Here is a 23,169-nt window from a genome sequence, read left to right on the forward strand (position 1 = left end):
CAAACACATGGATTCGAGATCGGGGACGTCGAACAGCAATGCATTTGTTACAGGGTCATATCATTCATCAAAACGATAGGCTCGAAAAATTATGTTTTTTGAGTAAAATAGTTCGTTGCCTAAAAATGGGATTTCACGGAGATTCAATGCTGGTTCTATTTTACTGTAATTCCAATATAAATAACGTGGTAAATTGATGTGTTTTTTATTTTGGAGATAGATGATGATACATTTGATATCGTTTTTGTGGCCATAAAAAGATGAGCTGTAGCCTTTTATTTGGTTAGTTATATCTTGGTTTTGCCAAAACATATAGTCTTTTAAAATGATTTTATTTTCGGTAATTATAATCCCATAACGAATAGTCGAGATCGTTTCTATAGACTGTGCCGAAAAGTAGCCAAACATTAATAGTCCGGCAAGCATTATTCCGGCTCCGGTTAAAAGACCTTCATCCTGTATAATTTGCGGTACGGCGAGTAAAAATCCCAATAAAAGTGAGCAGAAAACAATACTTATTATCAATAAGCAGAAATATAGCGGATAGTTGAATTTTGTTTCAAAAATTGGCATGTAACAATATAAAAAACCTTGGTTAAGGTAATAATTTTAAGCCTGCTTCAGCCAATAATATACTTCGCTATTCAAAGTCAGCGGCCTCGAACATCGGCTACTCCTTTTACCATTGTCTATGGACTATCGACCATGGACTAACTAAAATTACTTGAGCCAATGGTATACGATAAAGCTCGCCGTATAAGCCAGCGCGGTCATATAGGCAAACTGGGCAGCGGGCCAGCGCCAGTCTTTGGTTTCGCGGTAAACAACGGCCACTGTACTGGCACATTGCATGGCGAAGGCATAAAACATCATGAGGGAGAAAGCCACCGCTAAGGTAAACACCGGCTCTCCGGTTTGCGGATTTTTAGCCTCGTGCATTTTTTGCTGAACCGATTGCATCTTATCGGCATCGCCCTCCACGCTGTAAATCGTGGCCATGGTACCCACAAATACCTCGCGGGCAGCGAAGGAGCTGATGAGGGCTATACCTATCTTCCAATCGAAGCCAAGGGGTTTAATAACGGGTTCAATAACATGACCAAATACGCCGGCGTATGAGTTTTCCAGTTTTTCGGATGCGATAACCTTCGTCAGACTGTCCGGTGTCATGGTTTTGGTATATTTGGGCTGGGCGTATTGTTTATCTATCTGCGCAAACCTGTCGCCGGGGCCATATGATTTCATTACCCACAGGATCACTGAAACCGCTATGATCACTTTACCGGCCTGCAGTACGAACGTTTTTGAACGGTCATACATGGTAAAGATCACGTTTTTCCACCTTGGCATGCGGTACACGGGCAGTTCCATAATAAAATAACCGCGTTCGCGGGCTTTGAGGATAAACTTCATCACAAAAGCCACAATAACAGCCGAAAAGATGCTGAGCACATACATGGCTGTAAGCGCCAACCCCTGCAGGTTAAAGATCCACCAAACGTTGCGGTTGGGCACTACCAACGCGATAAGCAGGGTATAAACCGGTAAACGGGCCGAACATGCCACCAACGGGGTCACCATAATGGTGATCATCCTGTCCTTCCAGTTTTCGATAGTGCGGGTACTCATGATAGACGGTACAGCGCAGGCAAAACCGCCGATAAGGGGTACTACTGATTTGCCATTAAGCCCTACCTTGCGCATCACCTTGTCCATCATAAAAGTAACGCGCGACATGTAGCCTGTATCTTCCAAAATGGAGATGAGCGCGAACAGGATGGCGATCTGCGGGATAAATACCAATACCCCACTCAGGCCAGCTAATACCCCATCTATGATGAGGCTGCTTAGCGGACCGGCAGGCAGTATTTTAGCAGCACCGGCCTGCAGCCAGATAAACAGGTCTTCGATGAGCGACATCGGGTATTCCGACCATGAGAAAATAGCCTGGAAAATAAAAAGTAAAATGGCGAAGAAGATCACAAAGCCAAATACTTTATGGGTAAGGATCTTATCTATCTTGTTGCTTATGGTTTCGTCGTGCGCCGTTTCAGCTTTTTTAACCGTATCGTAAAGCAGGTCGTTGATGAAGTTGTACCGGGCGATGGTTTCTGTAGCCTGTGCCTTTTGCGAGTGGAAAGAATGCTCCTGCTCCAGTTGTTCAATCCGGTCGCTCTCGGCTGCTGAAAGGTAGCTTAGCGTTTCGTGCTGGTGGGCAAGTTGCAAGGCTATATATGGATTTTCAACCTGCATCTCCCCTTTTATTTGCGCTATGATGCCCGGCGCGATGCTTTCGATATCAATAGTATCCTGCTGCAGCGGCACGCTGTTGGCAAAAGCTATGGCGCTTTTAAGCTTATCAATGCCTGTATTTTTCCTGGCGGAGATAGGGACTACCGGAACGCCCAGTTTTTTGGCAAAAAGATCAATATTGATTTTGATGCCCGCCTTGTCCGACACATCTACCATGTTAAGCGCCACCACTACGGGGATCTTGAGGTCCGCAACCTGGGTATAAAGCAGCAGGTTGCGTTTTAAATTGGATGCATCAAGGATCACCACAACCAGATCGGGCACCATGCCTTTTGATTTATCGGCCAGTACCGAAAATACGATGGATTCGTCTTTACTTTTGGGATAGATGCTGTAAGTACCCGGAAGGTCAATTATTTCGGCCATGCGGCCGTCAGGCAGGGTACAAAAGCCTGTTTTTTTATCAACAGTAACCCCCGGAAAGTTTCCGATTTTTTGATTTAACCCGGTTAATATATTAAAGAGAGTTGATTTACCGGTATTTGGATTTCCTACAAGTGCAACTCTTATATTGGTTTTCAACGCTTACAAACTACTGCAAAATGATGGTGGATGCTTCAAACCTGCGTAAGCTAAGCTGGTAGCCAGATACGTTGATGGCAATAGGATCGCCAAGTGGAGCGATACGCGAAATGCGGACCTCTTCGCCGGGTAAACAGCCCATCTCCATCAGTTTTACTGACATTTCAAGATCGGTAAATTCCTTTACAATACCAGTTTCGCCTACTTCCAGTTGTGACAGCTTCATCATTTATAATATATAACGTAGCAAATGTAAGCTTATTTATATTAAATCCAAATAAGATTTGCTATGATGTGCAGATTTTAAATAGGCAGTTGTACAAATGACTTTAGTATGAAGTTTGTACGTATACAGGGGGGGACAGACAGGCAGATTTAGGATATGCAAACAGGTTTTTAAATAGTATTGACAATGCTTTACTGACACGATTATGTCAGTGTTCAATTTTTAAAAAGCGGGTGTTCAACGTTCAATCTCTGAAAAATACAAGTCGCTGATTATCAATGATGATGTGTTCATGTTTGATACTTTGCTAATAGTCATTGAAATCAAGTGGCTGATTATCAGCGATGTTTTTTTGAAAATAATTGAAAGTGTTTACACTTTAAAAAATTGAACACCCGCAAATTGAATAGTAAATGTGCTTTGCTGATATAGATTTACCTGGCTAAGCCATCATTTGCACATCTGCATATCTGGAGTCGGCAGATTTAATTTTCCCGAAATGCGGACAGCCACAACCCTTATGGAAAATGCCGCATGATGAACCTGCCGTTAAGAGCAGCGCGCCCAATAAAATGACCAGTTTATTTTTTTTCATTTTTTCCAATTGCCTCAACAGTTAGCATTACACTAAAAATCCCCATACAAGCTCCAAGTACATCGCAAAAAAGATCGTTCCAGTCGCCGCTGCGCCAGGTGAAAACAGATGCCTGCAGCACTTCAATAAGCGCCCCGAAAAATACGCTGGTTGCCCATATCACGAATGCCCCTGTATACGTAATCCGCCGTGGTTTTTGTTGCCTGATAACGCCAAAACAAACCAGTACAATAAGGGTGAAAAATAAACCGCAGTGGGTTAGCTTATCAAAACCCTCAAAAAACATCGGGGATTTATCAACAGAATCAAGATGTATGGAGCAAATAATTAAAACAAATAAGGCCCACAAAATAGCGGGCCCATGATATTTTAAAAACAGCTTCATCTTATACGCCGATAACCGTTTTATAATCGCCGGCAGATAAAAGTGAGTCAGCATCGGCAGCATCAGCTACGGTGATCTTTACCATCCAGCCTTCGCCATATGGGTCGGTGTTAACCAGTTCGGGTTGGTTATTTAATGCCGGGTTAACTTCGGTTACGGTGCCGGCAACAGGCATAAACAGGTCTGATACCGTTTTTACTGCTTCAACGGTGCCAAAAACTTCGTCTTTAGCAACCTCTTTACCTAATGAAGTAATATCAACATACACAATGTCGCCCAGTTCGCTTTGAGCAAATTCGGTGATGCCTACGGTAGCTACATTGCCTTCAACCTTAATCCACTCGTGGTCTTTGGTGTATTTTAATTCAGCCGGAAAATTCATGTCGTTAAATTTTGTGTGCTCAAAAATAGTAAAACTTTGGCTTTCGCAATTATTGATATGTAAATTATAAAATCATCATTTTCTATATGGCATAGCAATGATTTATCGGCGATAAATTTGTAATTAAAACTTTCTTTCGGCAGATGCCATCCAATCTTCCAGGGCCTTCCGTTGGTCTGCGTTGTTTTGCAGCCACTTTGCTCCTGTTGTTTTATCGGCGCTTAAGCCAATTAATTTAACCGCCGTTGAAAAGCTTTGAGATTGTGACAGCTTATAAAAAAAAGCTGCATAGTAATTCCAAAAGAAGGTTTGTCTGCCTGGTTTTTCACCAAGTTTGCCAACGGCCGTAAAAATGTTTTTCAATTCGGTTTCCAGCTGACCGCCCGAAACCGAAACGGCGGTGCTTAGGGTTTTATTTAGTAACAGGGTTTCCGGATCTGCTTTTCCTGCTTTCAGGTCGCCTCCCTTTAGTAAACTTTGAAGGTTGGTATAAGCTTCGTCGGCGCGCGGGCCTTCCGGGTCGAGCAGCAGGAAGCTGCACAGGCCCATCAATGCTGGTACCCTTTTGTTTTGGTGGAAAGTTACCAGCCCGTATAAGCGTTGGCTATTAGCATGTTTAGGATCGAGTTTAATGGCTTCAATGGCAGCCAGCTCGGCATCGGCATATTTTTGCGCGCGGAAATAGGCTATCCCCAGGTTAAAATACAGCGGCTGATACCTCGGCTTCAATTTGATCCCCTCTTTATAAGCGTCGATGGCCTGTTGGGGTTGACGTGCAGTATCATAAATGCTGCCCATTAATTCATAAGCAGGCCCAGTTAGGTCGCCGCCTGTTTTTATCACTTTGTTGAGATAAGGTACCGCTTCCGTACCCTTGCCCGATGCATTGAGGCTGAAGGCCAGCTGGTAGTTGGCCTGCGCGTTATCTGGCTCGGCAGTAAGTGCCTCTTTGTATTTTTCAATAGCCGCCGAATAATTTTTTTCGCTGTTAAACCTGATGCCCTCCTTAATAATACTATTGACATCCGTATTTTGAGCATGCGCCAACCCTGTGCTAAGCACGAGGGCCATAATAAACAAGCCTTTTTTCAACAAAACCATACTTAAACATACTAATTGTGCTAACTAACAGAAAATTTTAAAACTTTAATCAATACCTGCTGTATAATTTCTAATTTTCGCATTCGTTTAGTGTGAGATAAATTGATTTATGAGATTAGTGTACAAAAGCCTGGTAGTGTTTGCTGCCCCCCTGTTACTGTTAGCCTGTTCATCCAAAAATAAAAATAAAGACCAATCGCAGTCGCAGGTTGCCGCCAGGCCGCTTGATACCACCGCGTTGCTGGCCTACAATCCTAAAAATGCTGATAAAAAGATAGATGCCGTAATGCAGGAGCTGCACCGTACCCGCGGTTTTAACGGTAATGTGCTGGTGGCAAAAAAAGGAAAAATAGTTTATGAAAAAGCCATTGGCTGGGCCGACTACCTGCATCGCGACAGCCTGAAAATCGGTTCGCAATTTGAGCTGGCTTCGGTAACTAAAACTATGACATCAACCGCCATCCTCCTGCTGATGGAACGCGGCAAATTGAAGCTTGACGATGACGTTAAAAAGTTTTTCCCTGATTTTCCCTACGATGGTGTAACCATTCGCTTGTTACTTACCCACCGCTCGGGTATGATGAATTATGTATATTTTATCGACGATATTTACCGGAAAAATCACCTGAACCAGCGCAAAGGACTTACCAATGCCGAGGCTATGAAAATGATTGCCGATTATAAGCCAACACGTTTCAATGAACCGAATAAACGCTTCCTGTATAACAACTCCAACTTTATGGTGCTTGGTTCCATCATTGAAAAAGTGAGCGGAATGAGCTATGCCCAATTTATGCAGGAAAATGTGTTTAAACCAGCCAGTATGGCACATACCCATGTTTACTCAAAAGCGGTTTATGATAAAATCCCGGTTGATGTTGTGGGGCATGACCGCGGCCAGTGGCGTTATTCGGTAGTGCAGAACTTTTTGGATGGCCCCGTAGGGGATAAAGGCATTTACAGCACGGTTGGTGACCTGTTCCTTTTTGATCGTGCTTTGCGCGCGGGGTTGTTATTAAAACCAGCTACGCTTGATTCGGCCTACGTGCCACGCAACCCGATGGTGCACGGACATTTCAACTACGGCTACGGCTGGCGTACATTTACAGCACCGGGCGAGGAGGTAATTTATCATACCGGATGGTGGCATGGGTTCAGGCATATTTACCTGCGGGATATGAAACACGACATTACCATAGTATTGCTTACCAACCTGGCCAACGGGAGTTTATTAAAGCTCGATGACTTGTTTAAAGCTGCTGGCATGCCTATTGTACGTAAAAGTGCATACAATGGTAATGGCGATACCAGTGACGATTAATTTTTTTGGAATGGTTGATTGAAGTTATTGGGTGAGTGGTTTTAATAAACCGATTGATCATTTTTCCTCTATCCGTATTCCAACCATTCACCTAATTAACCACTTACTAAAAACTAAAAAATCATGTTTGATAAATTAATGGAAGCCCAGCAAAAGGCTGGCGAAATGAAAAAACGCCTTGATGCCATCAGTGTATCAGGCACAGCCGAAGGCGGCAAAATAGTTGTGAACGCTAATGCCAGTAAAGTGATCCAATCGGTACAGATCGATCCTGATTTTTTAGCCGATGCCGATAAAGAAGAACTGGAAGAGTTGTTGGTTGTTGCGGTGAACAAGGCACTTGAACAAGCCGAAAACATCAGCCAAAGCGAAATGGCTGCCATGACCCAAAGCATGTTTGGCGGCTTAGGAGGCCTAGGTAATATGTTTGGTAAATAAAATTATACCATCCCATCTTAACAATGTCATTTCGATGAGCGAGGGCGGGCAACAGCGGCAGCGTGAAGAGAAATCGTATACGCCATTCATAACAAAATATTCATGGCGGGTTCACAGACTTAGGAGATTCCCCCTCGCCCAATGCACAAGTCAACATGGCTCGCTCTAAATGACATTTTCTTTAAACTTGCAATTCTCTCTGTCTGTTTGAACACCTATGTGTAACTTTTCTGCCACTAAATCAAATCGTTGACATAACTGTTTACTTTTGATCAGATCATAAAATAACATTCTATGAAAACTACTTATTATGGCCAGTCGGCCCTTGAGATTATAGCTGGTGGAAAGAAACTGCTTTTCGACCCATTTATAAGCCCTAACCCACTGGCAAAGGATATTGACATTTACAGCTTACAACCCGATTATATCCTGGTATCGCATGGGCATGGCGACCATGTGGCGGATCTGCTGGAAATTGCTAAAAGTAGCGGTGCAAAGGTAATTTGCATTGCCGAAATTGCCGGATGGCTTGGTACTAAAGGCATTGAAAATGTGCATGGCATGAACATAGGGGGCGGTTTTAACTTTGATTTTGGTAGGGTTAAAATGGTAAACGCGGTACATTCAAGTACCTTGCCCGATGGCTCGCCGGGCGGTAATCCTGCCGGATTTTTAATTTATGCAGAAGGGAAAGTGATCTATTTTGCAGGCGATACTGCGCTTACCTATGATATGAAACTCCTGGCCGATGAAAATCTCGACTGGGCATTTCTGCCTATAGGTGATAATTATACCATGGGTGCGGATGATGCCATTAAAGCGTCGGCGTTTATCAATTGTAAAAACATCATTGGCATTCATTATGACTCATTCCCGGTTATCAAAATTGATAAGGATGAAGTAACAGAGAAGTTTATCAAAGCAGGTTTGAATTTGAAGTTGCCGGCTATTGGTGAAACTATTGAGTTGTAGAATCGATAGAAATAAAATAATCGTCATTGCGAGGCACGAAGCAATCCCCTATTAGCAGGCAAATCCCTTTGTATAGTTCGCGATTGCTTCGTGCCTCGCAATGACGGTAGGAGATGTACAAACAGCAAAAGGCCCGGTATTACCGGGCCTTTTGCTGTTTGATACCACCGGGCTTAAAAGTTCCGGCTTCCGACTAAAGACTTATTTCCTTTTCATCTTCATAGTGTCTTTTTTCATGATGGTATCTTTTTTCATTTTCCTCGTTTTCTTCTTCTTGGTTGTATCAGTTTGCATAATGCCTTTTGACGGGCGAACCATTGTACCATGAGCGAAAACGCTGCTGAACGAGATCGCTGCTAAAGCGATCATACATAGTGCCTTTTTCATAGTTGATTATGTTTTAGATGGTTAGTTCTATCTATAACAAATTAACTATGGTTTGTTTTTTTTATTTTTTAATTAAATAACCGTACCGCTTGGTATTATAGCGCGCTTCTTAACTACCACAATACCGTCCTGCACGGTATGAGTGCCGTAATCGCCGTCTTCAAGCTTCTCGCCGCAGTTAATGGTTACATTGTTACCGATGTAAGTATTTTTATCAATAATGGCGTTTTGGATATGGCAATTATCGCCGATGCCCATAATTGGCGAACCGCTTTCTTTGCATTCGGCAATCTCCTCAAGAGTTTGATAATTGTCGCTGCCCATTACATAACAGTTTTCGATAATGGTATTAACACCAATGCGGGTGCGGATCCCTATTATAGAATGGATGATCTGTTTAGCATTGATAATACAACCGTCGGCAACAATAGATTTTTCCATCAGCGTGCCTGATATTTTTGACGGAGGCAACATGCGCGCACGGGTATAGATCGGGTTTTTATCAAACAGGTTAAACTTGGGGATATTATCAGTTAAACCCAGGTTGGCCTCAAAAAATGAAGGGATAGTACCAATATCTGTCCAGTAGCCTTCGTATTGATAGCTGGCTACGCGATGGCCTTCAATTGATTGTGGTATGATCTCTTTACCAAAGTCGGTACGCTCGTTACCTTCAAGCAATTCATATAACAATTTGCGATTAAAGATGTAGATACCCATTGACGCCAGGTATACACGGCCTTCAGCTTCCATCTCCGGACTAACCTCTGACGCCCAGCTTTCGAAATTGCTTTTGGGTTTTTCGATAAATGAGGTGATCATGTTGTTTTCGTCAGTTTTCAGGATCCCGAAGCCCGGAACGTCAGCTGCATCAACAGGGATGGTAGCTATCGAAATTTCGGCATTGGTTTCGATATGATGGTTGATCATATCTTCAAAATCCATCTGGTACAATTGATCGCCCGACAGGATCAGCACATACTCAAACTCATGCACCGCCAAATGGTGTAAGCTTTGCCTAACAGCATCGGCCGTACCCTGGAACCAGGCCACGCTTGACGGCGTTTGCTCTGCCGCAAGAATATCAACAAAAGCATCGCTAAAGCTGCTGAAATGATAAGTGTTTTTGATGTGCTTGTTTAAGGATGCCGAGTTAAACTGCGTCAACACATAAATACGCGTAATACCCGAGTGCAAACAGTTTGAAATGGGAATATCCACCAAACGATATTTACCCGCAATTGGAACTGCCGGCTTTGACCGCGTTGCGGTAAGCGGTGATAAACGGCTGCCCTGGCCGCCACCGAGCACAATGGAGATTACTTTGGATGTCATAAAGTTAGTTTTAAGCTTTCGTATAGTTCAGTGTATTGTTGTGTTGAGCGTGCCCATGAAAAATCAAGGGCCATCATTTGCTTGCGTAGCTGCTGCATTTTTGCGCTATCCTGGTAAAGTTGTTTTGCCCTGAAAACCGAGTGGCAAATATCTTGTACGCTGGCCTGTACAAAACGGATCCCGTAGCCTCCCTCATCGCCAAAATCAATGACAGAATCTTTCAATCCACCAGTAGTACGTACAATTGGCATGGTGCCGTAACGCAGTGCATAAAGCTGATTAAGGCCGCAGGGCTCTACCCGCGATGGCATCAGCAGAAAATCGGCGCCGGCATAAATCAGGTGCGCCAATGACTCGTCATAACCAATAAAAACATTACAATGCTCAGGATATTTATTTTTAAGCTGAAGCAGCACCAGTTCATTTTCCTTATCGCCGGCTCCTAATATTACAAAGTTTACTTCGCCTTCGTTTTCGAGCAGGCTGCGTTCAATAGCGGCAGGCAGCAGATCTGCGCCTTTTTCAACAACCAGGCGGCCGATAAAAGTAAACAATGGTTTTTCGGGATCGAGCTCAAAGCGTTTGCAAATAGCTTCTTTATTAGCCCTTTTGCCTTTGGCCAATGTTTTAGTTGAAAATTTGGTTGGGATCATTGGGTCGGTTTGCGGGTTCCAAACCTCGGTGTCGATGCCGTTCATGATACCGTAGCCCTTTGCCCGTTCAATGTAAAACAGGTACTCCAAACCATTGGAGTTATAAGTGAGCTCCTCCAAATAAGTTGGAGACACCGTTGTATAACGCCAGCTGCATTTAACGGCAGCCGCCAGTGGATTGATCCCGCCGGCCCAGTCAAGCAAGCCTGTTTTGGTCAGGTCAATTTCAGGTAATAAGGATAGTCTGTCCCAGCCGAAAGCGCCGTGGTACTGGCCGTTGTGTATGGTAAATATGGTTGGGGTATTGGCCAGCCTTGTATATAGCTTGGAATGATAAAGTAAAAACGGGACTAACCCGGCGTGGTGGTCATGACAATGGATCAAATCGGGCGTTTGCTGTGAATAACTGATCCAATCTAAAAATGCCAATTGAAAAGCCATGAACTGGTCACGCTCATCAGGGTAACTGTAGATATTTTCCCTGTCGAGCAAGCCAGGAATTTTTACTAAATAAAGTTCAAAACCGAGTTTGTTTGTTTTCTCTTTCAATATCTCGAAGAAAAGTCGGCGATTACCGAGTAAGGTTGCAGCAGCAAACACAATTTCAAAGTCGTTTTCCTGGGTAAACTTACGATCGTAAAAAGGCATAACAACTGCAGCCTGCAAACCTGCAAGGTTCTGGTACTTAGGCAATGCGCCAACAACATCGGCAAGCCCGCCAACTTTAGCAACGGGATAGCACTCGGCACTCAAATGGTATATTTTCATTCAGGTTTTATTGGCTCAATTTAAGCAAAGATTACCAAAAGAGAAACCTATGAGAATTAATATAGTTTTGGAAAATTTAGATAAAAAGCGCTGAAATTTTATTATCGTTAAGATGTTATAGTTGTAAAAATGATAGGGAAAAGGAAGGATTGAGAAAGCACCTGCGCTTACGAATTATTGCTATAACCGGTACACTAAGGATAAAAGTGCAGGAAAGTGCGATTGCCCTCTTGAGAGGTGAGGAACGGAGTGTCTATGCTTTGTTTTTTTAACACAGAAACACAGCCCCGCCTTTGCTCTTCCCCGCGCGCTTACCCTTGAGAGCGAAGTTTTTTAAATTGATCAAAACTCAAAAATAACCCCAAGTGTTGGCTGCACATTCCCGCCTTTGCGGTTAAGCAATTTGGTTTGAATGTGCGACGGGTCGCCTGGCTGATCCTGAAGGTTTCCTGAAGCATCTTTCACCGCAACTACAACCGGTTGTTCCTTATAGGTATGAGCTGTTAAATTTTGAATGTCGAAGTAAACGTTGAATGTGTAATGTTTAAAATAGTACTTTTTATCAACCCGGGCGTCAAGCTGGTAAAAAGGATCTAAAACCCGGCCGTTCAATTGCGAGTAATTGAAAATTCCCTGCGGATAGGTACTGTAATTTGTTTTAAGTGACGATAGCTGCTGATCATAAGGCGTGTACGGACTGCCACCTGTAAACCTGAATTTAGCACCTATTTCCCAGTTGCGTTTAAGGATTTTGCCGGCGGTCATGCTTAAAATATATCGACTATTCCAGGATGATTGCACATAGGTGCCATTTTTGTTCTGAAACTCGCTTTTAAAAAGTGTGAGCGCGAAAATGCCATAAAAACCTTTGTTTAGCTTTTGCTGTGCGAAAAACTCCACGCCATAACTACGGCCGTTGCTTTCGCCAACAACCGCATCGTTACCAATAACACCAAAGTCGGCACCAAGATTAGCCAGCGGGATGGAATCATTCAATTGACGAATAACAGGATAATGTTTGTAATGTTTATAAAAACCTTCAACCGTAAAGCGGGTGTTTTTAAGCGTATTATACTCAAAGCCTAATACCAGCTGTTTGTTTTCAATATAATTTACATCCCGGTTTACCAAACGATTAGTGCTATCCCGATAGCCCATAACAGTATAGGCCGGCAACTGGTAATAAATACCAGTATTAAAATTGATGCTAAACTGATCGGTAAAGTTATAGGAGGCAGAAAAGCGCGGCGAAAAGGTTTTTAGCAGGTTGTTCATCCGGCTCGAATAGTTGTTGGCATCGGCCCTGGCACCGAATGAGAGTGATAGCTTATTGTCAAAAAATATTCGGCTGATTTGGCCAAACAGGTTATACTTAAAAAAATTAATCTTTGATTGGTAAATATGGTTGCCGAAGGGCAGCAGGTTGAACGTATTGGTGCTGTAAGATGCCGTTTCTTCGCCGGTACCGAAGTTTACACGATAATTGCCCGCCTGTTCGGTATGCTCAAACCTGAATTTGTTCTCTGCCTCGGCCGACCGGTAATTAAGCGTTTGGCCCAAACTCTCGTCATTATCCCTGAATTTTTGCGCTCCGTTATCCAAATAACTGCGACTAATCACCACCTGTGAAAAGCCATGTTGCCCAAAATGTTTGTAAACCGCACCAACTGAATAGTTTTTCTGATCGTTGGTTGGGATTGTTGCCAAAATGTACTGGTTTTCTTCGGTTGGATCAGTGCCGAAGTTGAGCTTAAACTTATCGAGCGCGCCAAGGCCGATGAGTGTAAGCTCATTTTTGTTGTCGAATTTGGTTTTAACCTTAAACTGAAAATCCTGGTATGATGGTAAAAAAGGCAGTTTAAGTAATTTAAATAAACCTTGCAGGTATGAGTAACGGTACGATGCAAGATAGGTAGTTTTTGAACCCAGCGGACCTTCAATAGTAGCACCAAAATCGCTCGAGCCGATGGTAAGGGTGGCCCCCATTCTATCCGACCGGCCATTTTTTTGGTTGAACTCAAATACAGAACTTAAAGCATTGCCCCGGTTTGAGGGAAAAGCCCCCGAATAAAAATTAACCTCTTTCACAAAATCTACGTTGATCAGGCCAACTGGTCCGCCGGATGAGCCCTGTGTGGCAAAGTGGTTGATATTTGGGATCTCGATGCCATCCAGGTAAAACCTATTCTCGTTAGGAGCGCCGCCCCTGATAATAATATCATTACGGAAACTTACCGGCGCCGAAACACCGGGTAACGATTGGATTACTTTTGAGATATCACGATTGCCGCCAGGGTTTCGCTTAATTTCGGATACGCCGATGCTACGTAATGATACCGGGCTTTCAAGCGTTTTGTTGAGGCGGCTGCTTGCCGTAATTTTTACCTCATTAAGGCTGGCTACCTCCTCATCAAGTGCTATATCCACAATAGTAGCCTTAACGTTATTTACCTGGATATCTAACGAGGATTTGCTTTTAAAACCGATTTTTGAAAACGATAAGCCAAAATTTCCCGGTTTTAAGACAATCTTATAGTTGCCGAGTGAATCGGTGATTGTACCGATGGATGATTGATTAATAACCATTACAGAAACTCCCGGAAGTGGTATGTTTGAAAGCCCGTTGGTAACAGTCCCTTTAATAACAGCTGTTTGGGCATTTGATGATGAATATGTAAACAAAGCACACAGATATATTATGCTAAGTTTAAGTAACGCTTTATTCACCGGTGCCTCCGTTGTAATGCTTTGTCATGGAGCTTAATATATTAAAGCGATTTTTGCTTTCATAGTTTTATCAGTAAAATGTGCGGGCAAATAAAATGGGGATAAACAAGGCCGATATCCCCATTAAAGTCTGAGGACTTAGTGCGCTTCAAGCCAGTTCAAACCAGTGCCGATTTCAACCATGATGGGTACCTCGGTTTTGATGGCGGTTTTCATGTTATGCATAATGATCGGTTTCACGATCTCTACCTCGTTGTTAGGCACGTCAAATACCAACTCATCATGTACCTGCATGGTCATACGGGCATCCAGCTTTTGGGCTTTGAACTCCCGGTGAATGTTGATCATGGCTATTTTGATCATATCGGCAGCCGAACCTTGTATGGGCGCATTGATAGCATTTCGCTCGGCAAAACCGCGAACGGTTGCATTGGCCGAATTGATATCGCGCAAATAGCGGCGGCGGCCCATCAGCGTGCACACGTAGCCATTTTCGCGGGCGAAGTTCATGGTATCGCTCATGTATTGTTTAATGCCGGCAAACTGCACAAAATATTGCTCGATGATCTCGGCAGCCTCTTTACGCGGAATCCCCAGGCTTTGTGATAAGCCAAAGGCCGACTGGCCGTAAATAATGCCGAAGTTAACAGCTTTGGCATTACGGCGCTGATCGCTGGTTACCTCGTCAAGCCCGATGCCGTAAACGTTGGCAGCAGTAGCTGTATGAATGTCATGATTATCAATAAAAGCCTGCATCATGCTAGGATCCTTACTGATCTCGGCTATAATACGAAGCTCTATCTGAGAATAATCGGCAGATACAATGGTATGATTGCTATCCCTTGGGATAAAAGCTTTCCTTACCTCGCGGCCACGCTCGGTGCGGATAGGGATATTTTGCAGGTTGGGGTTAACGCTGCTTAATCGGCCTGTTGCGGCAACAGCCTGGTTGTATGATGTATGTACCCTGCCTGTTTTAGGGTTTACCATCTGCGGCAGCGCGTCAACATAAGTCGATTTTAATTTTTGCAGCTGGCGGAAATCAAGAATATCACGCACAATATCGCTCTTGGCAGCTAATGAAAGCAATACGTCTTCTCCGGTTTGATACTGGCCGGTTTTGGTTTTTTTGGCTTTAGGGTCAAGCATCAGTTTCTCGAACAATACTTCACCCAGTTGTTTTGGCGATGCAATGTTAAATTTTACGCCTGCTTTTTCATAAACTGTTTTTTCATATTGGGCAATATCTGTTTCCAGTTGCTTGCTAAACTCACGCAGGGTATCATGGTCTATTTTCACACCTTCGTACTCCATATCGGCCAGTACGTAAATAAGCGGGTGCTCTATTTCATTCACCAGTTTTTCGCCCTCTACCTCTTTTAGTTTAGGCTCAAAAATATCTTTTAGCTGCAGGGTGATATCCGCATCCTCGGCGGCGTATTCTTTTATTTTTTCAAAATCCACATCGCGCATATTGCCCTGGTTTTTGCCTTTGGGGCCAATAAGTTCGGTTATAGAAACCGGTTTGTAGCCCAGGTAATTTTCCGACAGGATATCCATATTGTGGCGGGTATCCGGATCAAGGATGTAATGGGCCAGCATGGTATCAAACAGAGTTCCTTTCACTTCGATGTTGTACCATTTGAGCATCAGGATATCAAACTTAATGTTTTGCCCTATTTTGCCGATATTTTCATTTTCAAGCACTGCTTTAAATTCGGTAACAATGCTTTGTGCTCCCGCCTGGTCGGCAGGGACGGGTACATACCAGCCCTGTCCTGGTTTAACAGAAAATGACAAGCCTACCAGTTCGCAATGATTAGGATCGGTACCGGTGGTTTCGGTATCAAAGCAAATGGTTGGCTGCTGCGCTAATATGTTGATCAGTTCGGCCCGTTTTTCAAGGGTGTCGGCCAAATGATACTCATGCGGCGTATTGTTAATATTTTTGGCAGCGATGATCAGGTCCTCACGAATATCTTCCACATCAACCGTCATGGTGGTGCGACCAGTTGCTGTTGGATTGCCAAAAAGATCGATCTGGGTTCCGGCCGGTTTCAGTTCAGTAATACTGAAATCATCACCAAATACACGCTTGCCTAAAGTACGGAACTCTAATTCGGCAAAAAGCGGCTCTAATAGTTCCTTACTTGGAGCGCATACTTCGAGGCCTTCTTCATCCAGTTCAACAGGTACATTTAGCAATATGGTAGCCAGTTTTTTCGACATCAGGCCCTGCTCTTTAAACTGTTCAACGTTCTCGCGCTGCTTTCCTTTAAGCTCATGGCTATGCTCAAAGATGTTTTCCATTGAGCCATATTGCTTAATGAGGGCTTTTGCCGTTTTTTCGCCGATGCCCGGAATACCCGGAATGCCATCTACCGCATCGCCCCATAGCCCTAAAATATCTATCACCTGGTCAACACGCTCAATTTCCCATTTTGCCAATATCTCTTTCACTCCTTGTATTTCCATCTCGTTGCCCATGCGGGCCGGTTTATAAATGAAAATATTATCTGATACCAGTTGGCCAAAATCCTTATCGGGAGTCATACAATAAACAGTGTAGCCCTTTTGCTCGGCTTTTTTTGCAAGGGTACCGATGATATCGTCGGCCTCGTAGCCATCTGAAGTAATAACGGGGATGTTAAAGCCCAGGATAATTTTTATTACATAAGGTAAAGCTTTTGCCAAATCTTCGGGCATGGCTTCGCGGTGAGCTTTGTAGCCTTCAAAATCGGTATGTCGTTCGGTTGGTGCTTCGGTATCAAAAACCACGGCCATGTGGGTGGGAGCCTCCTTTTTCAAAACATCCAGCAGGGTGTTGGTAAATCCCATCATTGCCGAGGTGTTTAGCCCGTTTGAGGTAAACCGTGGTGTTTTACTTAAAGCAAAATGCGCCCGGTAAATAAGGGCCATGCCATCCAAAAGAAATAGTTTTTTCATAATATCATTGACACTAATTGCACGAATTTAAGCTAATTGACTCGAAATTTTTGATGCCGGTGTTTATGCAAAGAACACGATTTTTAATGAATTGCATGGTTTTAATTTCATTATCAATTTGCGTAATTCGATCACATTCGGGAAAATTCGTGTTTGTTTTATTTGAAGCTGCAATCAGGAATATGATCATTTACCATACCGGTAGCCTGCATGTGGGCATAACAAATAGTACTGCCGAAAAACTTAAAACCCCGTTTTTTCATATCCTTACTGATAGCGTCAGATTCGGGGCTGGTAGCGGGTATTTTATGCGAATGATTTACGATAGGTTTTCCATCGGGCATAAAGCTATACAGGTATTTATCAAACGAACCAAATTCTTTTTGTATGCCGATGAACAGTTTAGCATTGTTCATAGCGGCTAATATTTTGAGCCTGTTGCGGATGATACCCTCGTCATGCATTAAGCGCTCAACATCTTCATCGGTAAAAGCTGCTACTTTTTGCACATCAAAATTGGCAAATGCCTTACGGTAGCCTTCGCGGCGGCGCAATATAGTGATCCAGCTAAGCCCGGCCTGTGCGGATTCTAATATCAGAAATTCAAATAAGGTATGATCGTCATGAACTTCTTTGCCCCATTCTTCGTCGTGATATTTAATGTATAATTCATCGTTACCTGCCCAGATGCAGCGGGTTAGGTCTTTTGGATTTGTTTGATCGGTCATGTTTTACAAGGTTTATGTTGATTATAAATCACGTCATTGCGAGGAACGAAGCAATCCTCGATTAGCGGAGCCGCTCTGTATAGTTCGCGATTGCTTCGTTCCTCGCAATGACGTGGTGAGGTTATTTTATTGTTCATTCAACTCATCCCAATATTCAACAGCTCTGCGATAATGTGGAATAACTATTGAGCCTCCAACCAAATTGGCTATCATAAAAATCTCGTTCATTTCATCGTGATTAACGCCCGCTTCGTGGCATTTGCCGAGGTGGTATTTAATGCAATCGTCGCAGCGTAAAACCATGCTGGCAACCAGGCCGAGCATTTCTTTGGTTTTAACATCCAGTGCGCCTTCGGCATAGCTGGTGGTATCGAGTGCAAAAAAGCGTTTAATATTGGTATTGGCGGTTTCCATGATCCTGTCGTTCATTTTAGAGCGATAGGCGTCAAATTCTTCTACAAGTTTTCCCACGGGGTGTTGTGTTTGTTAATAAAAATTTAAGCTAATTAAGCTAAAATATTTAGCATTTAAAAGATTGGATCGTTATTTTTATGGCGTTAACCAAATTCTTTACACACTAATTATGGAAAGTTTATCACCTAACATTTTTGTAAACGATATTAATTCAACCATCAGCTTTTATGAACTGCTTGGTTTTAAAGTGGCAATGAGTGTTCCCGAAACCGGGCCCGATCTTGTTTGGGCCATGATGACTAACGCAAGCGTTACCATGATGTTCCAAACCTTTAGCAGCCTGGCCGATGATCTGCCCGAGATAAGCCGTACCGATGGCGGCTCATTACTGTTGTACATCAACCTGAAAAATATCCGTACTTTTTTCGAAGAGATAAAGGATAAGGTAACCGTACTAAAAGGCCTCGAAACTACTTTTTATGGTGCTACCGAATTCTCCATAAAAGATAATAACGGTTATGTGCTTACTTTTGCCGAGCATGAATAACCGAGGTTATCATAGAAATTAATAATTTAATTAAAAGTCTCCTCTTTAGGGGGGATTTAGAGTGACTTATGATCAACTTTAAACGTGCCGACCATATCCAGGTTTGCGTTCCGTTGGAACGGCTGGAAGAAGCAAGAATTTTTTATACCGACGTTGTGGGGTTACAGCGGATAGAACGACCGGCCTTTAATTCAAAAGGCTATTGGTTTCAGATATCAGATATCCAGCTTCATTTAAGTACTGAAGATGCTTTGCCGCGCACATCGCGGCATACGGCCTTTGAGGTTACCGACATTGCAGAAGCCCGCCGGCACCTGGAAAGCTATGGTGTTGAGTTTTGGGAAGAACCTGTTCTTCCGGATCGCACGCGGTTTTCATTTATTGATCCATTTGGAAACAGGATGGAGTTGCTGCAGTTTACAGAGTAAACTAATAATTGCTGCTGGAGCCAACAAGTGTTGGGATGATGAAATTATCTATGTCTTGAAATAGAAAAAATGCCATTGCGAGCGTAGCGCGACAATCTCGTCTATTTAGGTTGGTCTATACTTGACTTTTATGCATTGGCTACGAGATTGCCACGTCGCGCTCACGCACTATCCGGCTCGCTCCTCGCAATGATATGGTTAAATAAGTTTAGCGGGAGATTACAACGCCAGCTCTACCATAGGGTCCCAAAAAACTGTTTTGAAATCCTGGATCTGATCGTCAACTACTTTTACGCCTTCACTTTCCAGCATTTCGGCCATGCGGTTACCGCCGAAATGGGCTTTTGCAGTTAGCAAACCCTGACGGTTTACTACCCTGTGTGCAGGTACCGGAGGCTTTACATTCCCGGCCGCCTGCATGGCCCAGCCTACCATGCGCGATGAGCCTTTGGTGCCAAGATAGGCTGCAATAGCGCCATATGAGGTCACCCGTCCCGGCGGAATGAGTCGGGCTACCTGGTAAACTTTTTCAAAAAAATTAATGTCCTCCATCAGGCGTTTTCAGGAAATGAAAACTTAAGGTAGTTAATGTTTTTGTTATCCTTTAAATATTTTTTCTCGTAGTAGGTTTTAATAGAAAGTACCTCGTCCGCATATACCGAATTGTATAGATCTTCAGTTTTAACGTACAGATTCAACTTCAGCTCGTCAATTTTTTCGGCGGTATAAGCGTGCAGTCCGTCGTTATCTGTTTTAAGGTTAACACAGCCACCTGGTTTTAAGACGATGATATATTTGTCTAAGAACCGTGGTGAAGTCAATCGCTTTTTCTCGCGGCTTAATTGCGGCTGCGGGTCGGGGAAGGTGATCCAGATTTCATCAACCTCGCCGGGGGCAAAATAATCAAGCAGGTTTTCGATCTGGATGCGTAAAAAAGCAACATTAGGCACACTATCTTCGATGGCAGTTTTGGCGCCGCGCCAAATGCGGTTGCCTTTGTAGTCGATACCAATGAAGTTTTTATTGGGGAACATCCGCGCGAGGTTCACTGTATATTCGCCTTTGCCGCATGCAAGCTCAAGCACTACAGGATTGTCATTTTTGAAAAACTCAGAACCCCATTGTCCCTTAAAGGGTTTGCCGGCATCTAATTGCAATACATTACTAAAGGTTTCAACCTCGGCAAAACGCCTTAACTTATCTTTTCCCACTTTACGTTTTTAAAATAAAGCGCAAAAATATTGAAATTATTTTAACACGAATGATTCGCTTGTTGCAGAGCAATTAAATCGAATTAAACGAATTGGTTTAATGGATCTGTATAGCAGGTTTGAGAAATTCGTCTCAATTCGAAAAATTCGTGTAAAAATTATTATACCACAGCCCCGCCCACAGGCTTAACATATGGCGTAGGTTTATATGCTACGTCATCTTTCTTTTTGGTGAATTTGGCGAAAAGCGTTTTTGCTTTGTCCCAAATGCTGCTCACGGTATCTTCATTAACATAGTTTGAAGCTTTTTGTGATACCAGGCCAACCAGTGTTTTTACCAAAAAGTTGGAGTGTTTAAAAAGCGTTTTATTCAAGGTAAGCGGAATCACGAACCTGGAGATGAGGTTGAGGATATCGGGATGAAAAAAACTGGTATTTTTTACACCATCGGTATCATTTGAACGCGGGAACAACGTAAGCACAGTTGAAAATAAAGCAGAAGGGCTGTTAACGCGCGCTTTCAAAGCCACCGATTGCTGTTTTTCAAGTGTTTTTAACCTGAATATTTCGGCTTGCAGATCGCTGATGTTGGTGATATGGAGATCCATGGTTTATCTTTTAAATATTTTTTGAATAAAGATGTTGATAAGCGGCCTTTCAAGGTGTCGTTTAAATATCTTGATAAACATGGCTATCAAAAAGTATAGCACGGCAATACATCCAAAACCCATCCAGTAAGAGTGTAAAATATCGGCAAGAAAAAAGCCTAAGGTAACACTTGCAAAAAGAAAAGCAAGTACCATGCTTATTACAGTCACCAAATCGGCAATAATGCTTGCTAATATGGAGGTGCCACCTTCAATAGCTTCGTATTTTAAAAGCTTAAACCGTGTTTCGGCATATTCCTTTAATTGATCAACTATTGGGGGTACTGGTGGTTGAGTCTCTTTTTTATCTTCCATGAGTAAGGTTATATATCCCGGATGTTGTTTTATCCGCATCCGGGATTGATGTTATACATGCTTATGCGTGCTCCAGGTCGTCCTGGTATTCTTCTTCGGCACCTTTAATTTTCGACTTGATGTTTTCAACAACTTTGTCTTTTAAGCCAACCAGGTTGTCAATTTCGGCAGCGGCAGTATCTTTTATCGACTCTCCAAGGTTTTTTAATGATTCGGTAAGCTTGTCGCGGGTTTCATTGCCTTTATCAGGTGCAAACAAAATACCTAACGCTGCCCCTGCTGCTAAACCGGCAAGCAATGCAACAACTACTTTTGAGTTATCATTCATTGTAATATAATTAAAAGTTGAACATTTTATTAGTTACGTGTAAATATCCTGCCAAATATGTGCATTTGGCACAATTATTTTTATTTAAGTATAAATTAACTTTTATCAGTCAAATAAATTTTACCCTTTGTTCACAAAACTATTCAGGGCTGTACAATATATTTTATACGCTGTTTATCCGTTCAAGCCTGTCGGCCGCCATGCGGTTTGTTTCATAAATTTCCATCAGCAGCAGGAAATAGGATAACAGTACCGGGCCAAACACCAGGCCCAGGATCCCGAAAAGGGGCAGGCCTATAAAAACGCCTATTATTGAAATAATAGGGTGTGTGTTGGCAACACGCTTGTTAATGATCATGCGCAAAAAGTTATCAATATTGCCAATGAACAATAAACCATAAGCCAGTAATGCTACCCCCTGCCAGTTGTGCCCCTGTGCAAACAATATAATGCTTGCCGGGATACATAGCGTTGGTGCACCTACCACAGGTAAAAACGAAATAAAGATAGCGATAACCCCCCAAAAAATCGGGTCGGGAATGCCAAATATCCAAAATCCGTTGGCCAGTAGTATTCCCTGTGTAAGTGCTATAATTCCCTGGCCTAAAACGTTTGAATAGGTAGAATCGCGCAGGGCATTGGCAAATTTCAATGCATGCTGCTCCCTGAATGGCGCATATTTCAATAACCCGGCCTCAAACTCACGTATTTGTGTAAACATGAAATATAGTATAATATACAATACCAGCAGGGTCAATATAGTGTTGGCCGCGCTGCCCAGTATAGACGGGAAGAGACCGGTGGCAAAAGCGCCTAATTTTTGCAATGTCTCTTCGGCAAAATGAGGTTGATTAAGGTTTGCGCCGGCAAATGCATCAATTTTTGAAATCCACTGGTCAATAGGAAGATCTTTAAGGTTGATGCTTGAAATTTTGCCCACAACCATTATGCTTAGTGTTAAGAAGGGGATCACAATCACAATAAGCGATATAAAAATAATAAGCAGGGCCACCAGCGAGCGGTTCCATCCTTTGTTTTCGGCAAGATTAATATAAAGGGGACGAAAAATGGTGAACAGTACCACTGCGCCAAGGATTGAGCTAAACAAGCTGCTGAGCGCATATAATAAGAAACAGCCAAGTATAATGATACTCGCCAGGATAATATTGTTGCGCTGCTTATAATTGAAGACTGACATGTAGGCTGTTGATTGATACTTGCTTAAACAAAAAAACGCCAAAAAGTTTTAGCGTTTCAATCATTAATTGCAACGCCTTTAGTTGGTATCGTTAAGCAGGGTATTGATCCGGATTGAACTTATTTCTATGGTATCCATGTAAAACAAACAGTCTGATGTTGGATTGGGTATTTCATACCGTAATTGCTCAAGCGCCAGGTGAATGTTTGATAATTGATTTTTTATGTCGTGCCTTAGTTTACGCAGGGTCTCGGCATCGTCTTTTTCTTCATGAGCCCCCAT

Annotated in this window: 26 protein-coding genes; 5 read left to right on the plus strand and 21 right to left on the minus strand. The window is 42.9% G+C overall.

The features are described from left to right. Positions 1 to 60 precede the first annotated feature (60 nt). The 7 genes from J3L18_RS27110 to J3L18_RS27140 all read right to left on the minus strand — a co-directional run bounded on the left by J3L18_RS27110 (position 61) and on the right by J3L18_RS27140 (position 5,494). Positions 61 to 573, minus strand: a complete 513-nt coding sequence (locus J3L18_RS27110; protein ID WP_129568952.1) for a hypothetical protein — start codon at positions 571 to 573, stop codon at positions 61 to 63. Between the two features lie 147 nt (positions 574 to 720). Beyond that, positions 721 to 2,835 carry a ferrous iron transport protein B gene (gene feoB, locus J3L18_RS27115; protein WP_129568953.1) on the minus strand — a complete coding sequence of 705 codons (2,115 nt, stop codon included), beginning with the start codon at positions 2,833 to 2,835 and terminating at the stop codon, positions 721 to 723. 10 nt (positions 2,836 to 2,845) lie between these two features. Continuing rightward, positions 2,846 to 3,061 carry a FeoA family protein gene (locus J3L18_RS27120; RefSeq protein ID WP_091167002.1) on the minus strand — a complete coding sequence of 72 codons (216 nt, stop codon included), beginning with the start codon at positions 3,059 to 3,061 and terminating at the stop codon, positions 2,846 to 2,848. A gap of 442 nt (positions 3,062 to 3,503) precedes the next feature. Continuing rightward, entirely contained in the window at positions 3,504 to 3,656 is a 153-nt protein-coding gene (locus J3L18_RS27125; protein WP_189549167.1) for a hypothetical protein, read from the minus strand. Beyond that, positions 3,643 to 4,041 carry a VanZ family protein gene (locus J3L18_RS27130; RefSeq protein WP_129568954.1) on the minus strand — a complete coding sequence of 133 codons (399 nt, stop codon included), beginning with the start codon at positions 4,039 to 4,041 and terminating at the stop codon, positions 3,643 to 3,645. The genes J3L18_RS27125 and J3L18_RS27130 overlap by 14 nt, the downstream gene beginning before the upstream one ends. Before the next feature lies 1 nt (position 4,042). Then, positions 4,043 to 4,423, minus strand: coding sequence for a glycine cleavage system protein GcvH (gene gcvH / locus J3L18_RS27135; RefSeq protein ID WP_090532379.1), 381 nt, complete (start codon positions 4,421 to 4,423; stop codon positions 4,043 to 4,045). Positions 4,424 to 4,546: 123 nt separating this feature from the next. Next, the gene (locus tag J3L18_RS27140; RefSeq protein ID WP_189549169.1) at positions 4,547 to 5,494 is read right to left on the minus strand and encodes a tetratricopeptide repeat protein; all 948 of its coding nucleotides are present in this window, start codon (positions 5,492 to 5,494) and stop codon (positions 4,547 to 4,549) included. A 139-nt stretch (positions 5,495 to 5,633) separates the two neighbouring features. Between J3L18_RS27140 and J3L18_RS27145 the strand changes: the two genes are divergently transcribed. From J3L18_RS27145 to J3L18_RS27155, 3 genes are all read left to right on the plus strand, one after another. Continuing rightward, positions 5,634 to 6,845 carry a serine hydrolase domain-containing protein gene (locus J3L18_RS27145; protein WP_129568956.1) on the plus strand — a complete coding sequence of 404 codons (1,212 nt, stop codon included), beginning with the start codon at positions 5,634 to 5,636 and terminating at the stop codon, positions 6,843 to 6,845. A gap of 123 nt (positions 6,846 to 6,968) precedes the next feature. Then, entirely contained in the window at positions 6,969 to 7,283 is a 315-nt protein-coding gene (locus J3L18_RS27150) for a YbaB/EbfC family nucleoid-associated protein (protein ID WP_129568957.1), read from the plus strand. A 294-nt stretch (positions 7,284 to 7,577) separates the two neighbouring features. Then, positions 7,578 to 8,255, plus strand: a complete 678-nt coding sequence (locus J3L18_RS27155) for a metal-dependent hydrolase (RefSeq protein WP_129568958.1) — start codon at positions 7,578 to 7,580, stop codon at positions 8,253 to 8,255. Positions 8,256 to 8,456: 201 nt separating this feature from the next. Here J3L18_RS27155 and J3L18_RS27160 read toward each other — a convergent pair whose 3' ends face one another. The 7 genes from J3L18_RS27160 to J3L18_RS27190 form a co-directional block, all read right to left on the minus strand. Continuing rightward, positions 8,457 to 8,642, minus strand: a complete 186-nt coding sequence (locus J3L18_RS27160) for a hypothetical protein (protein WP_091167020.1) — start codon at positions 8,640 to 8,642, stop codon at positions 8,457 to 8,459. Between the two features lie 72 nt (positions 8,643 to 8,714). Beyond that, positions 8,715 to 9,977: a glucose-1-phosphate adenylyltransferase gene (locus J3L18_RS27165; RefSeq protein WP_090532368.1), complete on the minus strand. Its 1,263-nt coding sequence runs from the start codon at positions 9,975 to 9,977 to the stop codon at positions 8,715 to 8,717. Continuing rightward, positions 9,974 to 11,398: a glycogen synthase gene (locus J3L18_RS27170; RefSeq protein ID WP_129568959.1), complete on the minus strand. Its 1,425-nt coding sequence runs from the start codon at positions 11,396 to 11,398 to the stop codon at positions 9,974 to 9,976. Before J3L18_RS27170 ends, J3L18_RS27165 begins: the two co-directional genes overlap by 4 nt. A gap of 342 nt (positions 11,399 to 11,740) precedes the next feature. Beyond that, a complete protein-coding gene (locus tag J3L18_RS27175) occupies positions 11,741 to 14,080 on the minus strand; it encodes a TonB-dependent receptor (protein ID WP_208102372.1) in 2,340 nt (779 codons plus the stop codon). A 183-nt stretch (positions 14,081 to 14,263) separates the two neighbouring features. Beyond that, complete coding sequence (gene polA, locus J3L18_RS27180; protein WP_129568960.1) at positions 14,264 to 17,071, minus strand: DNA polymerase I; 2,808 nt, start codon at positions 17,069 to 17,071, stop codon at positions 14,264 to 14,266. Between the two features lie 158 nt (positions 17,072 to 17,229). Beyond that, complete coding sequence (locus tag J3L18_RS27185; protein ID WP_129568961.1) at positions 17,230 to 17,799, minus strand: DNA-3-methyladenine glycosylase I; 570 nt, start codon at positions 17,797 to 17,799, stop codon at positions 17,230 to 17,232. A 126-nt stretch (positions 17,800 to 17,925) separates the two neighbouring features. Continuing rightward, positions 17,926 to 18,270, minus strand: coding sequence for a carboxymuconolactone decarboxylase family protein (locus J3L18_RS27190; RefSeq protein WP_091167037.1), 345 nt, complete (start codon positions 18,268 to 18,270; stop codon positions 17,926 to 17,928). Positions 18,271 to 18,382: 112 nt separating this feature from the next. Between J3L18_RS27190 and J3L18_RS27195 the strand changes: the two genes are divergently transcribed. Both J3L18_RS27195 and J3L18_RS27200 read left to right on the plus strand, forming a co-directional pair. Further along, a complete protein-coding gene (locus tag J3L18_RS27195; protein WP_129568962.1) occupies positions 18,383 to 18,760 on the plus strand; it encodes a VOC family protein in 378 nt (125 codons plus the stop codon). A 68-nt stretch (positions 18,761 to 18,828) separates the two neighbouring features. Next, positions 18,829 to 19,188, plus strand: a complete 360-nt coding sequence (locus J3L18_RS27200; RefSeq protein WP_090532356.1) for a VOC family protein — start codon at positions 18,829 to 18,831, stop codon at positions 19,186 to 19,188. Positions 19,189 to 19,407: 219 nt separating this feature from the next. Here the strand turns inward: J3L18_RS27200 and J3L18_RS27205 are convergent, their stop codons facing one another. The 7 genes from J3L18_RS27205 to J3L18_RS27235 form a co-directional block, all read right to left on the minus strand. Continuing rightward, a complete protein-coding gene (locus J3L18_RS27205) occupies positions 19,408 to 19,740 on the minus strand; it encodes an MGMT family protein (RefSeq protein WP_129568963.1) in 333 nt (110 codons plus the stop codon). Next, positions 19,740 to 20,399 carry a tRNA (guanosine(46)-N7)-methyltransferase TrmB gene (gene trmB / locus J3L18_RS27210; protein WP_129568964.1) on the minus strand — a complete coding sequence of 220 codons (660 nt, stop codon included), beginning with the start codon at positions 20,397 to 20,399 and terminating at the stop codon, positions 19,740 to 19,742. Before trmB ends, J3L18_RS27205 begins: the two co-directional genes overlap by 1 nt. A 161-nt stretch (positions 20,400 to 20,560) precedes the next feature. Then, positions 20,561 to 21,007 (minus strand): hypothetical protein, encoded by a 447-nt coding sequence (locus J3L18_RS27215; protein WP_091167049.1) that lies wholly within the window; start codon positions 21,005 to 21,007, stop codon positions 20,561 to 20,563. Between the two features lie 3 nt (positions 21,008 to 21,010). Beyond that, positions 21,011 to 21,361, minus strand: a complete 351-nt coding sequence (locus J3L18_RS27220; RefSeq protein ID WP_167516304.1) for a phage holin family protein — start codon at positions 21,359 to 21,361, stop codon at positions 21,011 to 21,013. 61 nt (positions 21,362 to 21,422) lie between these two features. Then, positions 21,423 to 21,689, minus strand: coding sequence for a YtxH domain-containing protein (locus J3L18_RS27225; RefSeq protein WP_090532345.1), 267 nt, complete (start codon positions 21,687 to 21,689; stop codon positions 21,423 to 21,425). 163 nt (positions 21,690 to 21,852) lie between these two features. Next, complete coding sequence (locus tag J3L18_RS27230) at positions 21,853 to 22,887, minus strand: AI-2E family transporter (protein ID WP_129568965.1); 1,035 nt, start codon at positions 22,885 to 22,887, stop codon at positions 21,853 to 21,855. Positions 22,888 to 22,965: 78 nt separating this feature from the next. Further along, a complete protein-coding gene (locus J3L18_RS27235; RefSeq protein ID WP_091167056.1) occupies positions 22,966 to 23,169 on the minus strand; it encodes a hypothetical protein in 204 nt (67 codons plus the stop codon).

It is taken from the genome of Mucilaginibacter gossypii (genome assembly GCF_017569325.2).
GTDB classification, from domain to species: domain Bacteria; phylum Bacteroidota; class Bacteroidia; order Sphingobacteriales; family Sphingobacteriaceae; genus Mucilaginibacter; species Mucilaginibacter gossypii.

Coding starts and splice junctions, on each gene's coding strand:
- J3L18_RS27110 (WP_129568952.1), bottom strand. CDS start 573: ATGCCAATTTTTGAAACAAAATTCAACTATCCGCTATATTTCTGCTTA.
- J3L18_RS27120 (WP_091167002.1), bottom strand. CDS start 3,061: ATGAAGCTGTCACAACTGGAAGTAGGCGAAACTGGTATTGTAAAGGAA.
- J3L18_RS27125 (WP_189549167.1), bottom strand. CDS start 3,656: ATGAAAAAAAATAAACTGGTCATTTTATTGGGCGCGCTGCTCTTAACG.
- J3L18_RS27130 (WP_129568954.1), bottom strand. CDS start 4,041: ATGAAGCTGTTTTTAAAATATCATGGGCCCGCTATTTTGTGGGCCTTA.
- gcvH (WP_090532379.1), bottom strand. CDS start 4,423: ATGAATTTTCCGGCTGAATTAAAATACACCAAAGACCACGAGTGGATT.
- J3L18_RS27140 (WP_189549169.1), bottom strand. CDS start 5,494: ATGGCCCTCGTGCTTAGCACAGGGTTGGCGCATGCTCAAAATACGGAT.
- J3L18_RS27145 (WP_129568956.1), top strand. CDS start 5,634: ATGAGATTAGTGTACAAAAGCCTGGTAGTGTTTGCTGCCCCCCTGTTA.
- J3L18_RS27150 (WP_129568957.1), top strand. CDS start 6,969: ATGTTTGATAAATTAATGGAAGCCCAGCAAAAGGCTGGCGAAATGAAA.
- J3L18_RS27155 (WP_129568958.1), top strand. CDS start 7,578: ATGAAAACTACTTATTATGGCCAGTCGGCCCTTGAGATTATAGCTGGT.
- J3L18_RS27160 (WP_091167020.1), bottom strand. CDS start 8,642: ATGAAAAAGGCACTATGTATGATCGCTTTAGCAGCGATCTCGTTCAGC.
- J3L18_RS27165 (WP_090532368.1), bottom strand. CDS start 9,977: ATGACATCCAAAGTAATCTCCATTGTGCTCGGTGGCGGCCAGGGCAGC.
- J3L18_RS27170 (WP_129568959.1), bottom strand. CDS start 11,398: ATGAAAATATACCATTTGAGTGCCGAGTGCTATCCCGTTGCTAAAGTT.
- polA (WP_129568960.1), bottom strand. CDS start 17,071: ATGAAAAAACTATTTCTTTTGGATGGCATGGCCCTTATTTACCGGGCG.
- J3L18_RS27185 (WP_129568961.1), bottom strand. CDS start 17,799: ATGACCGATCAAACAAATCCAAAAGACCTAACCCGCTGCATCTGGGCA.
- J3L18_RS27195 (WP_129568962.1), top strand. CDS start 18,383: ATGGAAAGTTTATCACCTAACATTTTTGTAAACGATATTAATTCAACC.
- J3L18_RS27200 (WP_090532356.1), top strand. CDS start 18,829: ATGATCAACTTTAAACGTGCCGACCATATCCAGGTTTGCGTTCCGTTG.
- J3L18_RS27205 (WP_129568963.1), bottom strand. CDS start 19,740: ATGGAGGACATTAATTTTTTTGAAAAAGTTTACCAGGTAGCCCGACTC.
- J3L18_RS27215 (WP_091167049.1), bottom strand. CDS start 21,007: ATGGATCTCCATATCACCAACATCAGCGATCTGCAAGCCGAAATATTC.
- J3L18_RS27220 (WP_167516304.1), bottom strand. CDS start 21,361: ATGGAAGATAAAAAAGAGACTCAACCACCAGTACCCCCAATAGTTGAT.
- J3L18_RS27225 (WP_090532345.1), bottom strand. CDS start 21,689: ATGAATGATAACTCAAAAGTAGTTGTTGCATTGCTTGCCGGTTTAGCA.
- J3L18_RS27230 (WP_129568965.1), bottom strand. CDS start 22,887: ATGTCAGTCTTCAATTATAAGCAGCGCAACAATATTATCCTGGCGAGT.
- J3L18_RS27235 (WP_091167056.1), bottom strand. CDS start 23,169: ATGGGGGCTCATGAAGAAAAAGACGATGCCGAGACCCTGCGTAAACTA.